14 protein-coding genes are annotated in these 14,987 nt (G+C 70.8%); 10 read left to right on the forward strand and 4 right to left on the reverse strand.

The annotated features are described in order from the left end of the window. Entirely contained in the window at positions 1-1,296 is a 1,296-nt protein-coding gene (locus tag ABGB12_RS11130) for a TIGR04013 family B12-binding domain/radical SAM domain-containing protein (RefSeq protein WP_347676674.1), read from the reverse strand. A gap of 85 nt (positions 1,297-1,381) precedes the next feature. Here ABGB12_RS11130 and ABGB12_RS11135 point away from each other — a divergent pair, with 85 nt between their 5' ends. The 3 genes from ABGB12_RS11135 (at position 1,382) to ABGB12_RS11145 (ending at position 4,387) form a co-directional block, all read left to right on the forward strand. Further along, the gene (locus tag ABGB12_RS11135; protein ID WP_347676676.1) at positions 1,382-2,068 is read left to right on the forward strand and encodes a MerR family transcriptional regulator; all 687 of its coding nucleotides are present in this window, start codon (positions 1,382-1,384) and stop codon (positions 2,066-2,068) included. A 57-nt stretch (positions 2,069-2,125) separates the two neighbouring features. After that, positions 2,126-3,013, forward strand: a complete 888-nt coding sequence (locus ABGB12_RS11140; RefSeq protein ID WP_347676678.1) for an SDR family oxidoreductase — start codon at positions 2,126-2,128, stop codon at positions 3,011-3,013. Positions 3,014-3,100: 87 nt separating this feature from the next. After that, positions 3,101-4,387, forward strand: a complete 1,287-nt coding sequence (locus ABGB12_RS11145; protein ID WP_347676680.1) for a lysine N(6)-hydroxylase/L-ornithine N(5)-oxygenase family protein — start codon at positions 3,101-3,103, stop codon at positions 4,385-4,387. A 31-nt stretch (positions 4,388-4,418) separates the two neighbouring features. On the opposite strand, the gene ABGB12_RS11150 is transcribed toward ABGB12_RS11145, so the two are convergent. Together ABGB12_RS11150 and ABGB12_RS11155 are read right to left on the reverse strand one after the other, a co-directional pair. Then, complete coding sequence (locus ABGB12_RS11150) at positions 4,419-4,970, reverse strand: TetR family transcriptional regulator (RefSeq protein ID WP_347676682.1); 552 nt, start codon at positions 4,968-4,970, stop codon at positions 4,419-4,421. Continuing rightward, positions 4,967-6,355, reverse strand: coding sequence for an MFS transporter (locus tag ABGB12_RS11155; RefSeq protein ID WP_347676684.1), 1,389 nt, complete (start codon positions 6,353-6,355; stop codon positions 4,967-4,969). The genes ABGB12_RS11150 and ABGB12_RS11155 overlap by 4 nt, the downstream gene beginning before the upstream one ends. A 91-nt stretch (positions 6,356-6,446) precedes the next feature. Here ABGB12_RS11155 and sulP point away from each other — a divergent pair, with 91 nt between their 5' ends. After that, positions 6,447-8,093 (forward strand): sulfate permease, encoded by a 1,647-nt coding sequence (sulP, locus tag ABGB12_RS11160; RefSeq protein WP_347676686.1) that lies wholly within the window; start codon positions 6,447-6,449, stop codon positions 8,091-8,093. Positions 8,094-8,097: 4 nt separating this feature from the next. Here the strand turns inward: sulP and ppk2 are convergent, their stop codons facing one another. Then, positions 8,098-8,892, reverse strand: coding sequence for a polyphosphate kinase 2 (gene ppk2 / locus ABGB12_RS11165; protein WP_347676688.1), 795 nt, complete (start codon positions 8,890-8,892; stop codon positions 8,098-8,100). Between the two features lie 257 nt (positions 8,893-9,149). On the opposite strand from ppk2, the gene ABGB12_RS11170 reads away from it, so the two are divergent. From ABGB12_RS11170 to ABGB12_RS11195, 6 genes are all read left to right on the forward strand, one after another. Further along, positions 9,150-9,764 (forward strand): hypothetical protein, encoded by a 615-nt coding sequence (locus ABGB12_RS11170; RefSeq protein ID WP_347676690.1) that lies wholly within the window; start codon positions 9,150-9,152, stop codon positions 9,762-9,764. A 133-nt stretch (positions 9,765-9,897) separates the two neighbouring features. After that, a complete protein-coding gene (locus tag ABGB12_RS11175; protein ID WP_347676692.1) occupies positions 9,898-10,503 on the forward strand; it encodes a CDP-alcohol phosphatidyltransferase family protein in 606 nt (201 codons plus the stop codon). Next, a complete protein-coding gene (locus ABGB12_RS11180; protein WP_347676694.1) occupies positions 10,500-12,998 on the forward strand; it encodes a mannose-1-phosphate guanyltransferase in 2,499 nt (832 codons plus the stop codon). Before ABGB12_RS11175 ends, ABGB12_RS11180 begins: the two co-directional genes overlap by 4 nt. Before the next feature lie 270 nt (positions 12,999-13,268). Beyond that, positions 13,269-13,796, forward strand: a complete 528-nt coding sequence (locus tag ABGB12_RS11185; RefSeq protein WP_347676696.1) for an FHA domain-containing protein — start codon at positions 13,269-13,271, stop codon at positions 13,794-13,796. After that, entirely contained in the window at positions 13,793-14,455 is a 663-nt protein-coding gene (locus ABGB12_RS11190; protein ID WP_347676698.1) for a MerR family transcriptional regulator, read from the forward strand. The genes ABGB12_RS11185 and ABGB12_RS11190 overlap by 4 nt, the downstream gene beginning before the upstream one ends. A 54-nt stretch (positions 14,456-14,509) precedes the next feature. Beyond that, entirely contained in the window at positions 14,510-14,980 is a 471-nt protein-coding gene (locus ABGB12_RS11195; RefSeq protein WP_347676700.1) for a bifunctional nuclease family protein, read from the forward strand. Positions 14,981-14,987: the final 7 nt, after the last annotated feature.

Here is a 14,987-nt window from a genome sequence, read left to right on the forward strand (position 1 = left end):
TCAGTCCCCGGTACGGCGGCGCCTGGCGCGGCGGGGATAGGCCTTGGCGGTCTCGGCGAGGCGGGTGGAGTGCTCGGCCTGCCGCCGCCAGTGGCCGTAGGCCTCGCCCCGCTGGGCCAGCCGGTCGAGCCTGCGCATGGTCTCCACCGGGATGAACGCCGGGTCGGCGTCCCGCCAGGGCGTGCCCGGGAGCGGCATGAACGTGTGGGTGTGGATGCGCGCGCCGAGCTCGACGAGGTCGTCGGCCAGACGCAGCGAGTCGGCCTGGTCGTCGGCGTCCTCGCCCGGCATGCCGAACATGAAGTCCACGTTCGGGCGGAAGCCGTGCTCGACGGCGATGCGCACCGCGTCGCGCACCGGGCCCGCGCCGTGGCCCCGCCCCGAGGCGGCCAGGATCCGGTCCGAGCCGGACTGTGCGCCGATGATGATGTTGTCGTTGGCCACGTACTTCTTGAGCATCCGCATCGACTCGGGGCTGACGTGCTCGGGCCGCACCTCGGACGGGAAGCTGCCGAAGAAGATCCGGCCGTTGCCGGGCAGCTCGTCCTTGACGCTCGACAGCAGCTCCTCGACGGCGTCCAGGTCCGGGTCGGGCCCCTGCGAGCCGTAGGAGAGCGAGGTCGGCGTGATGAACCGGACGTCCTTCAGCCCGAACTCCCGCATCCCCCGGACGTGCTCCACCACGCTCGCCACCGACCGGTGCCGGAACTGTCCGCCGAACATGAACGGCGTCTGGCAGAACCGGCAGGTGTACCGGCAGCCCCGCGTCAGCTCGATCGGCCCGACGTGGCGGCGCACCTGGGGGAAGGAGCGGTGGGCGTCCAGGGGCAGCTGCGGCGCGGGGCGGGTGCGCAGCGCGACCCCGTCGTGGTCGCGTACGGCCAGACCGGGCACCGTCGTCAGCTCCGAGCCCTCCCGCAGCGCGGCCACCAGCGAGACGATCGTCGATTCGCCCTCGCCGATGCCCGCCAGGTCCCAGCCGGAGTCCAGGACGTGCTGGGGCTCGGCGGTGGCGTGGACGCCCCCGGCGATGTGCAGCACGTGCGGACCGTCCGCCAGCGACCGCACCGTTGCCAGCTCGGCCGCCATGGCCTCGGCGTCGGGGGAGTAGAACGACCACAGCACCAGCACCCGGTCGGCCCGGCTCGCGGCGATCTCGGCCGCGGTCTCCTCGGGAGTAGTGCCGTAGCGCAGCTCGCACTCGGCGTCCGAGGCCTCCAGTGCCGCGAGCAACGCGTGCACCCCGTAGGTGACGGCCTTGCGGTAGCGCACCACCACGCTGACTTCCAGACTCACGCACGGCAGCGTACCGGCGCCGTGGGCCGTCCGTTCCGCCGGAACGAAGATCGGAGCCGCGGCGGGGGTCGGCTAGGGTCTGCGCGTGGACGAGTACCGCATAGAGGAGCTGGCACGGGAGGCCGGGGTGCCGGTCCGCACCCTTCGGTACTACCAGGAGCGGCGGCTGCTGCCGCCGCCGCGCAGGCAGGGCCGGGTGGGCTGGTACTCCGGGGCGCATCTGGAGCGGCTGCGGCTGATCACCCGGCTGCTGGAGCGCGGGTACCGGCTGGACGGCATCGAGGAGTTGCTGGCCGCGGCCGACGAGGGCCGCGAGGTGACCGAGCTGCTCGGCCTGGCCGCCGCGGCGGGGGAGCCGTGGGCGGAGGGGCGGCCCGCCGCGCTGACGGCCGGGGAGCTGGACGAGTTGCTCGGCGGGCAGCTGGACCCCGAGTTGCTGGCCGAGGCGGTCGAACTGGGATACATCCGGGTCGAGGGCGAGCGGTACGTGATCTCCAGTGCGCGGCTGCTGGAGGCGACGGTGGAGCTGGTGCGGGCGGGCATCCCGCTGCGCTCCGTGCTGGCGGTGAGCTGGGAGCTGGAGGCGGCCTTCGACCGCATGGCCTTCGCCGTCTTCCAGCTGGCGCGCACCCATCTGGTGGACTCCGAGGACGTGGCCGAGACCGTGGACCGGCTGCGGCCCGTGGTGCGCGCGGTCGCCGACGAGCATTTCGGGCGGGCCATGGATCGCCGGATCCGCGCGGAATTGGACAGGTGGTCTGGTTCGGAGTAGCCACATCGTCTACGCTCCCAACTGTCCCAGTTGGAACTGGAAGTATCAGGAGTGGTGATGACGGTAGCGGTGGTGACCGGGGCGGCCCGGGGCCTGGGTGAGCTCATGGCCAAGAAGCTGGCGAAGCGCGGGATCAAGGTCGCCCTGCTGGGCCTGGAGCCGGAGGAACTGGCCCGCGTCGCGGGGGAGTGCGGTGACGGCGCGGCCTGCTGGACGGTCGACGTCACCGACGACGCCGCGCTGGCCGCGGTGGCCGCCGAGGTCAAGGAGCACTACGGGCGGATCGACATCGTGGTGGCCAACGCCGGCATCGCCACCGGCGGGCCGGTGGAGTTCTCCGACCCCGCCACCTTCAACCGGGTGATCCAGGTGAACCTCATGGGCAGCGCCAGCACCGCCCGTGCGTTCCTGCCCGCGCTGCGCGAGTCCAAGGGGTACTTCTTCCAGATCGCCTCGCTGGCCGCGCTGTGCTCGGCCCCGATGATGGCCGCCTACTGCGCCAGCAAGTCCGGCGTGGAGGCGTTCGCGCACTCGCTGCGCGCCGAGGTCGCCGTCCACGGCGTCGGGGTGGGCGTGGGCTATCTGAGCTGGACCGACACCGACATGGTGCGCGGTGCCGACCAGGACGCCGCGCTGCGCGACATGCGCAACGGGCTGCCGTCTCCGGCGAACAAGACCTATCCGCTGGAGCCGACCGCCGATCGGCTCGTCAAGGGCCTCCTGCGCCGCCGTCCGCACGTCTACGGCCAGTGGTGGCTGCCGGCGATGAAGGTCGTCCGCCCCGTCCTGCCCGCCATCATCACCCGGCAGTCCATCAAGCTGCTGGAGGGATTCGAGGAGAGGTGGAAGGCGGCCGGCGCGAACACTCGTCTGGTGGGGGCGGGGGGCGCGGCTAACGCGGCTAACGCGGCTAACGCGGCTAACGCGGTGAACCGCGAAGAATGATCGCGCCTACTGGACGTGGAATGTAGGTAAGGCTTACCTTCGTAAGGCTTACCTAAGTTCTTCCAGTAGGTCCATGAAAGGGCGCCCATGTCCAGTACCGCAGCAGAGCACGTCCACGACCTGGTGGGGATCGGTTTCGGTCCCTCCAACCTCGCCCTGGCCATAGCGTTGCGGGAACAGGGCGTGGCGCTCGACGCGGTCTTCCTCGAGCGGCAGCACGAGTTCGGCTGGCACCGGGGCATGCTCATCGAGGGCACCACGATGCAGGTCTCCTTCCTCAAGGACCTGGCGACGATGCGCAACCCGTCCTCGGAGTACTCGTTCCTGAACTATCTGAAGGAACGCGGCAGGCTGGCCGACTTCATCAACCACAAGACGATGTTCCCCTCGCGGCTGGAGTTCCACGACTACCTGGAATGGGCGGCCCACCGCTTCACCGGCCAGGTGGAGTACGGCTCCGAGGTGGTCGCCGTCCGCCCAGTGCGTGAGGACGGGACGGTCGTCGCGTGCGACGTGGTGGTCCGGCAGGGCGAGGCCGTGACCACCCGCCGGGCCCGCAACCTCGTCATCGCCACCGGGCTCGAGCCGGTCGTGCCCGAGGGGCTGGAGCCCGGTGAGCGGGTCTGGCACAGCCACGAGCTGCTGCGGAGGCTGCCCGAGCTCGACTCCCCGCGCCGCCTGCTGGTGCTGGGCGCGGGCCAGAGCGGCGCGGAGGTCGTCGACCACCTGCACCAGCGCTACCCCGGAGCCGAGGTGTGCGCGGTGTTCGCCAAGTACGGCTACACCCCGGCCGACGACAGCTCCTTCGCCAACCGCATCTTCGACCCGGCGGCCGTCGACGAGTTCCACCACGCGCCCGAGGACGTGAAGCGCATGCTGCTGGACTACCACGGCTCCACCAACTACTCGGTGGTCGACCTGGAGCTCATCGACGAGCTGTACCGGCGCGTCTACCAGGAGAAGGTCCAGGGGGTCGAGCGGTTGCGCATCCTCAACGCCTCCCGGCTGGCGGAGCTCACCCGGCGCCCGGAGGGAGTGCGCGCGGTGGTCGAGCACCTGCCCACCGGGGAGCGCGTCGTCCTGGAGGCCGACGCCCTGGTGTGCGCCACCGGGTACCGCAGCCGCGACCCGCTGGCGCTGCTCGGCGAGCTGGCCGGGCACTGCGTCCGGCTGCCCGGAGGCGGGCCCGACGTCGGCCGCGACTACCGCATCGCCACCGGGCCCGAGGTCCGCTGCGGCATCTACCTGCAGGGCGCCACGGAGTGGACGCACGGGCTCAGCTCGACCCTGCTGTCGAACACCGCGGTGCGGGCGGGTGAGATCGTGCAGTCCCTCATCCGGGCCGAAGACGCCGAATACCTGGTGAGCGCCTGAGACGCCCGGGGCGGGCGGAGGACCGCGCCGGTCATCCGCCCCCGGCGGCGCCCTCGATGAGGGCCTGGATCCCGGGAGCGTAGAGGGCGACGATCCGCTCCACGTCGCCGGTGGCGGTCGCGCCGTCCCGGTGGATGCTGAGCACGGTGCTCAGGCCCAGGAACTGCGCGACGACGAGCTCCGCGCGCAGCCGGGCCTCGGGCCCCTCCATCAGCGCGGCGAGCCGGGCGGTGGCCTGCTCGCGGAAGCGCTCGGTCAGCAGGACGCGCTCGTCCCCGGCCGCGATGCCGAAGATGACGCGCAGCAGCGGGGGAGGCGCTCCGGCCCGGCGGGTGAGCAGCGCGGTCTCCACGAGGTGGCGGCCGAGCCGCTCCCGGGGCGCCGACAGCAGCATCTCGACGTCCGGGCCGAAGTCGGCCACCGCGTCGAAGAGCTGCTCCTTGCCGCCGAAGTGCTTGACGATGAGCGCCGCGCTCACCCCGGCCTCCGCGGCGATGCCGCGCAGCGTGACCGCCGCGTAGGGGCGCAGCGAGAAGGCGCGGCGCGCGGCGTTGAGGATGGCGGTCCTGCCGGAGTCGCTCATGCCGTCGCGGGAACGGGTGCGGGGGACCGGCGCGGGGCGGCCAGCGCGGTGGCGAGGGCCGCCACCGCCACGCTCGCGGCGATGAGGAAGACCAGCAGATAGGCGTGGAGGGTGGGCCGCCCGCCCGCGGTGTGGTGGGCGAGGACGGCGGTGGCCGCGGCGCTGGAGGCGGCCTGGCCGATCATGCGCATCAGCACGTTCTGCCCGTTGGCGGCGGCGGTCTCGGTGACCGGCACCGCCCGCATGATCAGCATCGGCAGGGCGGAGTAGGCAAGACCCGAGCCGATGGCGACGACGGTGGCTCCCACAATGACGGTCCAGAGTTCGTGGCTGGTGAAGAACCGGACGACATAGCCTACTGCGATCACCGCGGAGGCCAGGGCCACCGCGGTCCGCGGCCCCTTCCGGTCGGTGATGCGGGCGGAGACGGGCGAGAGCAGCGCCAGGCACAGCCCTCCGGGCAGCAGGCACAGGCCGGCGGCGACGATCGACAGCTCCAGCCCGTATCCGGTGCTCGCCGGCTCCTGGACGAGCTGGGCGGTGGCGAGCGTGTTGGCGTAGAAGGCGAAGCCGATGAAGAGCGCCACCAGGTGCGCGACGAGCGCCGCGGGCCGGGTCGCGGTCCGCAGGTCGACGAGCGGTTCGGGTACGCGCAGTTCGCGGCGGATCCACCAGGCCAGGGTCGCCAGCGCGAAGGCGGCCAGGCCGAGGGTGGGCGGCGCGGTCAGACCCCAGGACGGGCCCTTGCTGATGGCCAGCAGAAGGCAGACGAGGAAGGCGGAGAGTCCCGCAGCGCCCGGGATGTCGAACCTGCCGGGCGAGCGGACCGGGGACTCGGGAACGATCCAGCGGATGAGCGCGAACACCGCCAGCCCGGCCACGGCGCACGCCCAGAACAAGGCCCGCCAGCTGGCGTACTGCACGACCACCGCGGCGATCGGCAGGCCCACCGCGGCTCCGATCCCGATGGTCGCGCTCATGAGCGCCACCGCGGAGGCGACGCGCCCGGGCGGCAGTTCGTCGCGCAGGATGCTGATGGCCAGCGGCGTCACCGCCAGCCCCACTCCCTGCAGGAGCCGGCCGGCGATCAATGCGGGGAGGTGGGTGCCGGCCGTGCAGACCACCGATCCCGCGATGAGGAAGAGCAGGGACAGCAGCAGCACCCGGCGCTTGCCGTACATGTCGCCGGCCCTGCCGAACAGCGGGGTGCAGATCGCCCCGGACAGCAGGGTGGCGGTCACCGCCCAGCCCGCGTCGGCCGGAGGCGCTCCGGTGATGCCGGGCAGCAGCGGCAGCAGCGGCAGGATGATCGTCTGCATCAGGGCCACGACGACCCCGCTGGAGGCGAGGACCGCGGTGATGAGGGAGGGTGTACGACTGTTCACCCCGCGAGGGTAAACGTTTGTTCACCCCGGAGGGAAGCGCGGGTCCCGGTGGACGGCGATACGGCGCCCCGGCGACTGGCATCATCGACGGGTGTCGCGATGGTGGCGGGATTATCGGAAAGAGTGGGTTCACGGTGACCTGATGGGCGGCCTCACCGTGACCGCCTACCTGGTGCCGCAGGTCATGGCGTACGCCGCGGTGGCGGGGCTGCCGCCGGTCACGGGACTGTGGGCCATGCTGCCCGCCCTCGTCGCCTACGCGCTGCTCGGCTCCTCCGAGCGATTGTCGGTCGGGCCGGAGGCGACCACCGCGCTGATGACCGCGGTGGTCGTCGGGCCACTCTCCGGCGGCGACCCCGCCCGGCACGCGGGGCTCGCCGCGGCGCTGGCGCTGCTGGTCGGCCTGTTCGCCCTCCTCTCCCGGTTGCTGCGGCTGGGGGCCGTCGCCGACCTGCTGTCCCACCCCATCCTGGTCGGCTATCTCGCCGGGGTGGCGGTGCTGATGATCGTCGGCCAGCTGGAACGCACCACCGGGGTGCCGGTCGAGGGATCAGGGGTGGTCGCCGAGGTGGGCTCCTTCCTGAGCGGACTCGGCCAGTGGCGGCCCGGCACCCTGGTCCTGGCCGCGGCCTGCCTGCTGTTCCTGCTCGTTCTGCCGCGGCTGCGGCCGAACTGGCCGGGCCCGCTGCTGGTGGTGCTGCTGGCCACCGCGGCCGTCGCGTTCTTCGGGCTCGACAGGTACGGCATCGAGGTGGTGGGGAAGGTCCCCGAAGGGCTGCCGCTGCCCGCGCTGCCGGAGCTCTCCGACCTGGGGACGCTGGTCCCGGCGGCGCTGGGCATCCTCGTGGTCGGCTTCACGGACATGACGCTCACCGCCAGGGCGTTCGAGCGGCCCGGCGGACCCCGCGCCGACGGCAACGCCGAACTGCTCGCGCTGGGCGCCGCCAACCTGGGCGCCGGCCTGTTCCAGGGCTTCCCGGTGAGCAGCAGCGGCAGCCGCACCGCACTGGCCGTCGCGGCGGGCGCGCGCACCCAGTTGTTCTCCCTGGTGACCCTCGGCTGCGTCCTCGCCGTCCTGCTCGTCCTCAACCCGCTGCTGGCTCTCTTCCCCGGCGCGGCGCTGGGCGCGCTGGTGGTCTACGCGGCCCTGCGCCTGGTGGACGTGGCGGGGTTCCGCAGGCTCCTGGCGTTCCGCCGCACCGAGTTCCTGCTGGCGTTGTCGGCCACGTTCGGCGTCCTGCTGCTGGACGTCCTGTACGGCATCCTCGTGGCGGTGATGTTGTCGGTGCTGAACATGATGGCGCGGGTGGCCCGCCCGCACGCCGCCGTCCTGGGGCATGTCCCGGGGCTGGCCGGGATGCACGACATCGACGACTACCCCGACGCCGAGACCGTTCCCGGGCTGCTCGTCTACCGCTACGACTCGCCGCTGTTCTTCGCCAACGCCGAGGACTTCCGCCGCCGCTGCCTGGCCGCCGCCGACGAGCACGGGGAGGGGCTCCGCTGGTTCGTGCTCAACGCCGAGGCCGTCGTGGAGGCCGACAGCACCGCCCTGGCCGCGCTGGAGGAGGTGCACGACGAGCTGATCCGCAGGGGCGTCACGTTCGCGCTCTCGCACGTCAAGCAGGAGCTGCGGGGAGACCTGCGCCGGTTCGGGCTGCTGGACGTCCTGCACGAGGACCTGATCTTCCCGACCCTGCCCACGGCCGTCCAGGCCTTCCGCGAGCGGACGGCCTGATCGTTCAGCCGAGCCGGTCGGTGACGTCCGGGACCTGGTGGGAGACGCGCCGGGGCGGGCGCACGTACCCCGTGGCAGGCGGGCGCTCGGGCAGTTCGATGTGCGGGGGCTCCACCTCGTAGTAGGGGATCGTCGACAGCAGGTGGGTGATCATGTTGATCCTGGCCCGCCGCTTGTCGTCGCTGTCGACCTCGTACCAGGGGGCTTCGGGGATGTCGGTGTGCGTCATCATCTGGTCCTTGGCCCTGGAGTAGTCCTCCCACCGGGTGAGGGACCGCAGGTCCATGGGGGAGAGCTTCCAGCGCCGCATCGGGTCGTCGCGCCTGGCCCGGAACCGGCGTTCCTGCTCGGCGTCGCCGACCGAGAACCAGTACTTGCGCAACAGGACGCCGTCCTCGATCAGCAGCCGCTCGAATATCGGACACTGATGGAGGAATCGTGCATACTCCTCGGGGGTGCAGAAGTCCATGACGAACTCGACCCCCGCCCGGTTGTACCAGCTGCGGTCGAACAGCACGATCTCCCCGGCGGCGGGCAGTTCCGCGACGTAGCGCTGGAAGTACCACTGGGTGCGCTCGCGTTCGGTGGGCTTGGGCAGCGCCGCGATGCGCGCCACCCGGGGATTGAGGTACTCGGTGATCCGCTTGATGGCCCCGCCCTTGCCCGCGGCGTCCCGGCCCTCGAACACCACGACCAGCCGCTTCCCCTCGGCCTTGACCCATTCCTGAAGTTTGACCAGCTCAGCCTGCAGGACCAGAATCTCCCGCTCGTACACCTCACGTGACAGCTTCTTCGCCATCTGATCATTATGGACGCGGCCGCGATCCGGGCGGCGGGTCGCGGGTCCCGTCGCGAGGGCGGGGTAGGGGGCCACGGGGGTCCGAGGACGCGGGACGTATTCCCTCCCCGCTTTTTCTTTTCTATAGCAATAGATATCGGAATATTTTGAGCTTTGTATTTCACTGGTTGGAAATTGCCCGATATTTAACGGTTGGCGATGTGGGGATGGGCGGTGTCCCGGGGAGGCCCTGGAGGGTGGAAAGAGGGATGAAATTCGTGCGGTTTGCGGTGAGTCTGATGTTCTGCGGGTGTTCCGCCCTGGTCTTCGTGACCAGCGTCATCGGGATGGCCGTGCTCCCGCACACTCCTGGAGGACGCCCGCAGGAGGACCTGGTCGTGGGCTCGCTGTCGCCCGGCGACCACGCCGCGGTGATCCTGCTGTATCCGCTGCTGGTGGTGACGGGCCTGCTCAACGCCGGCCTGCTCGGCTGGGGCGGGGTGCGCGGCCTCCAGGCCGTGAACGACCCCGCTCTCTGGCGCGAACGCCAGGGGGCGGGCCTGACCGGACTGGCGATCGCGGGAGCGGCGGGGCTGATCTCGGCGATCGGCTCCCCGCCGGACGGCGTGGTGGTCCCGGACTCGCCCGTGCCCGCCGAGGCGACCGGCTACTCCATGCTGGTGTTCTTCAGCCTGGTGGGGATGGCGGTCCTGCTCTGCCTCATGTGCGAGGAGCGGGCCTCCTCCCGCCGCGCGGACCACGCGGAGGGCTTTGAGGAGGACGGTGGGAGGGGGCCGGAGACCCCGCCGGAGCGGTGGAAGGGCTTTCCCCTGAAAGAGGCCGGGCATGCGGACGGCGAGTTGATGTCCGTCGCAGGTGGTGCGTCCGGATAGCCACGCCGAAATAGAGAAATCCCGAAAATGTGAGCTGCGTCATAACCGAGCGGTACCTTCGGCTGGAGCGATCCACCGAGGGAGTTGCGATCTCCTGGCAGGTAAGGTCAACTCCCAGGAGGTGGAAGCCGCTTTGGCAGAGACGAAGGACCGGATCTGGACGGTGCCGAACGCCCTGAGCCTCGCGAGGCTCCTGGGGGTGCCGCTCTTCTTCTGGCTGGTCCTCTCCGGCCATGACGGCTGGGCGATCGGCCTGCTGATGCTGGCGGGCCTGTCGGACTGGGCGGACGGCAAGCTCGCCCGGGTCCTGGACCAGACCAGCCGGCTCGGGTCCATGCTCGACCCCGCGGCCGACCGCCTCTACATCCTGGCCACCCTGGTGGGCCTGACCGTCCGCGAGATCGTCCCCTGGTGGCTCACCGCCCTGCTCGTCGGCAGGGAGGTCTACATGGCGGGCCTGCTGGCCCTGCTCAAGAGATATGGCTGGAACGGCCTGCCGGTGCACTTCGTCGGCAAGGCCGCCACGTTGAACCTGCTCTACGCCTTCCCGCTGCTGCTGTGGGGATCCCACGACGGCGGCGTGGCGACCGCAGCCCGGGTCGTCGGGTGGGCGTTCGCCCTCTGGGGCGCGGCCCTCTACTGGTGGGCCGCGGTCCTCTACACCGTCCAGGCACGACAACTCATCCGAGCGCTGCCCCCCGGGGGCGCCGAGAACGAGGGAGTCGCATCCGCGCCATGAAGGCCGTAGTGATGGCCGGGGGCGAGGGGACGCGTCTGCGTCCCATGACCGCCAACCAGCCCAAGCCCCTGCTTCCCGTCATCAACCGCCCGATCATGGAGCACGTGCTCCGTCTTCTGAAGAGGCACGGCTTCACCGAGACCGTCGTCACCGTCCAGTTCCTCGCCTCGCTGATCCGCAACTACTTCGGCGACGGGGAAGAACTGGGCATGAGCCTGCAGTACGCCACCGAGGAGGTGCCCCTGGGCACCGCCGGAAGCGTCAAGAACGCCGAGGACGCCCTCCGCGACGACCGCTTCCTGGTGATCTCCGGCGACGCCCTGACCGACCTGGACCTCACCGACATGGTGCGCTTCCACAAGGAGAACGGCGCGATGGTCACCATCGGGCTCAAGCGGGTGCCCAACCCGCTGGAGTTCGGCATCATCATCGTCGACGACCAGGGCCGCATCCAGCGTTTCCTGGAGAAGCCGACCTGGGGCCAGGTGTTCTCCGACACCGTCAACACCGGCATCTACGTCATGGAGCCCGAGGTCCTCGAGCGCGTCGCCCCCGGCGAGAGCGTCGACTGGTCCTCCGACGTCTTCCCTCGGCTGCTGGCCGAGGGCGCCCCGCTCTTCGGCTACGTCGCCGACTGCTACTGGGAGGACGTCGGCACCCACGAGAGCTACCTCAAGGCCCAGGCCGACATGCTGTCGGGCAAGGTCGACCTGGAGATCGACGGCTTCGAGATGTCCCCGGGCGTCTGGGTCGCCGAGGGCGCGGAGGTCGACTCCTCGGCCGTCCTCAAGGGCCCCCTGTACATCGGCGACTACGCCAAGGTCGAGGCGGGCGCGGAACTGCGCGAGTACACCGTCCTGGGCAGCAACGTGGTCGTGAAGGAGGGGGCGTTCCTGCACCGGGCGGTGGTCCACGACAACGTGTACGTGGGCCCCTCCACCAACCTCCGCGGCTGCGTGGTGGGCAAGAACACCGACCTCATGGCCGGGGCCAGGATCGAGGAGAACGGCATCGTCGGCGACGAGTGCGTCATCGAGGCCGAGGCCTACGTCTCCAACGGGGTGAAGGTCTACCCCTTCAAGACCATCGAGGCCGGCGCGGTCGTCAACGCCTCGGTGATCTGGGAGTCGCGCGGCCAGCGCAACCTCTTCGGGCCCCGCGGCGTCTCCGGGCTGATCAACGTGGAGATCACCCCGGAACTCGTGGTCCGGCTGACCAGCGCCTACGCCACCACCTTGAAGAAGGGGGCGACGGTCATCACCGCCCGCGACGCCTCCCGCGCCGCGCGCACCCTCAAACGCGCGGCCATCGCCGCCCTCACCGCCAGCGCGATCAACGTCGAGGACCTGGAGGCGTGCGCGCTGCCGCTGGCCCGGTTCGAGACCGCCCGTGAGGACTGCGCGGGCGGCATCGTGATCCGCACCACCCCCGGCGACCCGCAGGGCGTGGACATCCTCTTCCTCGACGAGAACGGCGCCGACCTGTCCCAGGCGGCCCAGCGCAAGCTCGAGCGGGTCTTCGGCCGCCAGGAGTACCGCAGGGCCTTCCCGGGCGAGATCGCCGAACTGAGCTACCCCCAGCGGACCGTGGAGTCCTACAGCCGCGACCTGCTGGCCCGGATGGACATGTCCGGGGTCAGGGAGGCCGAGCTCAAGCTCGTCGTGGACTGCGCGGGGGGCGTCACCTCCCATGTGCTGCCCTGGCTGCTGGGCAAGGTCGGGGTGGAGGTCCTCACCCGCAACAACCGGCTCGACGAGGTCAACCCCACCGAGACCCCGGCCGAACGGGCCGGGGACCTGGCCGTGCTGGGCGAGCTGGTCTCCTCCTCCCGGGCCGCCTTCGGGGTGCGGTTCGACCCGGTGGGGGAGCGCATCTCCCTGGTCGACGAGAACGGCGAGCAGATCTCCGACGACCGGGCGCTGCTGGTCCTGCTCGACCTGGTCGCCGCCGAGCGCGGCGGGGGCCGGGTGGCGCTGCCGGTCACCACCACCAGGGTGGCCGAGGAGGTCTGCCGGCGGCACGGCGTCACGGTCGAGTGGACCTCCACCTCGCAGGACGTGCTGACCAGGGCCGCCGCCGACCCTGAGGTGATCTTCGCGGGCGACGGCCGGGGCGGGTTCGTCTTCCCCGAGTTCAGCCACACGGTGGACGGGATCGCGGCGTTCGTCCGGCTGATCGGGCTGGTGGCGCGGACCCGGATGACCCTCTCCCAGATCGACGAGCGCATCCCGCAGGCCCATCTGCTCAAGCGGTCGGTGCCGACCCCCTGGGCGGCCAAGGGGAGCGTCATGCGCCATGTGGTCGAGGCCGCCGCCGACCGCACCGTCGACACCACCGACGGGGTGAGGGTGGTGGAGAAGGACGGGCGCTGGGCGCTGGTGCTGCCCGACCCGGCCGAAGCGGTGACCCACCTGTGGGCGGAGGGGCCGGATCCGGAGAGCGCCGCCGCCCTTCTCGAGGAGTGGGCGGCGGTCGTGGAGGCGGCCGGATCCTGACACGATCCTCACTTCAGGGTGGCATCGGGGTGCCCGGAACATCCCGATGCCACCCGCCGACGGAGTGATTCGGCATGATGATTCGATCTTCCGCGCACCGACAGGGCCGTCAGCACGGTACGGTCTTCCTGACAGCCTTTTCCGGAAGTCGGTTCCGCTCGGCGGCATAGACCGTTGATCGGTGCGCCGGTAGCGTTGTCCAGACCGGAGTCAAGCAGAGCGGGGGCGTGTCCAGGGGGGCACGCCGATGGTAGGAGGCCGAGCCGATCGATGTCGAGCGTCTACTGCACGCAGTGCGGTCACGCCAATCCCGATGGCGCCCGCTTCTGCTCCAATTGCGGCACTCCTCTGGTCCGCAGCGCGCAGCCAGCTCCCGAGACCCCCGGTGAGTCGACCTCGACCATCTCGATCAGCGGGCTGACCGATGGGCTGGAGATTCCCGAGGCCGCAGAGGAGAGCTCTCCCGACCAGCTGAGCGTGGAGACGCTGCCTCCGGGCACGGCCCTGCTGGTGGTGCGGCGCGGTCCCAACGCGGGCAGCCGGTTCCTGCTGGACAAGGACAGGACCTCGGCCGGGCGCCACCCCGAGAGCGACATCTTCCTCGACGACGTCACCGTCTCGCGGCGGCACGCCGAGTTCGCTCGGCACGGGACGGGCTTCACCGTCCGGGACGTGGGCAGCCTGAACGGCACCTACGTCAACCGGGAGCGGATCGACCACGCGGCTCTGAACGGGGGCGACGAGGTGCAGATCGGCAAGTTCCGGCTCGTGTTCCTCACCAACCCCCAGCACGGGTGAGTGCGAACGCCGCCCGGGCGTACATGACCATCGGGGACGTCCTGGCCAGCCTGCAGGGTGAGTTCCCGGACATCACCCACTCCAAGATCCGCTTCCTGGAGGCGGAGGGGCTGATCGAACCCGAGCGCACGCCTTCGGGCTACCGCAAGTTCACTTCGGCGGACGTGGAGCGGCTGCGGTACATCCTGGCCGCCCAGCGTGACCGGTATCTGCCACTGCGGGTGATCAAGGAGCAGCTCGACAGCCGTCCGCCCCGCACCCTGGTGGCCGCCGACTCCCAGCCCGCCGCCGAGGTGGCGCTGACCCGGCGGCAACTGCTGGACGGCGCCGGGATCACCGAGGCGCAGCTGGAGGAGTTGGAGGCCTACGGGCTGGTCCGCCGCACGGGCCCGCACTACGACTCCGACGCGCTGACCGTGGCCAGGACCGCGGTCAGGCTGGCCGGGTACGGTTTCGAGGCCCGGCACCTGCGTGTGGTCAAGGCCGCCGCGGAGCGGGAGCTGGCATTGATCGAACAGACCATCGCGCCGCTGCTCAAACGGCGCGCGCCGGGAGCGCACGAGGCGGCGGGGAAGGCGGCCAGGGAACTGGGCGGGTTGACCCTGACACTGCACACCGCGCTGGTCTCGGCGGCGCTCAAGGACAGCCTGGGCGGCTAGTTTGCCTCCAAGGTGTAGTTTGGGCAGAGGACCGTCTTAAGGCGAGGAGCCGCTGTGAAGCAGATGGAGGTCGTCGGCGTACGGGTCGAGATGCCCTCCAACCAGCCGATCGTGCTGCTGAAGGAGGTCGAAGGCGACCGCTACCTGCCCATCTGGATCGGGGCGGTGGAGGCCACCGCGATCGCCTATGCCCAGCAGGGCATGCTGCCGGCGCGGCCGCTCACCCATGACCTGTTCAAGGAGGTCATCGAGGCGCTGGGCGCCACCCTGCGGACGGTGAACATCACCGCGCTGCGCGAGGGCATCTTCTTCGCAGACCTGGTGTTCTCCAACGGCGCCGAGGTCAGCGCGCGGCCGTCCGACTCGATAGCGCTGGCGCTGCGCACGGGTTCGAGTATCTTCGTCAGCGAGGAGGTCCTGGACGAGGCCGGGGTGGCGATCCCGGACGAACAGGAAGACGAAGTGGAGAAGTTCCGCGAGTTCCTCGACAATGTCTCCCCCGAGGACTTCGAAAGGGGAGGCTGACCTGCGG

The organism is Actinocorallia sp. B10E7, assembly GCF_039871655.1.
In the GTDB taxonomy this organism is placed as follows: domain Bacteria; phylum Actinomycetota; class Actinomycetes; order Streptosporangiales; family Streptosporangiaceae; genus Actinocorallia.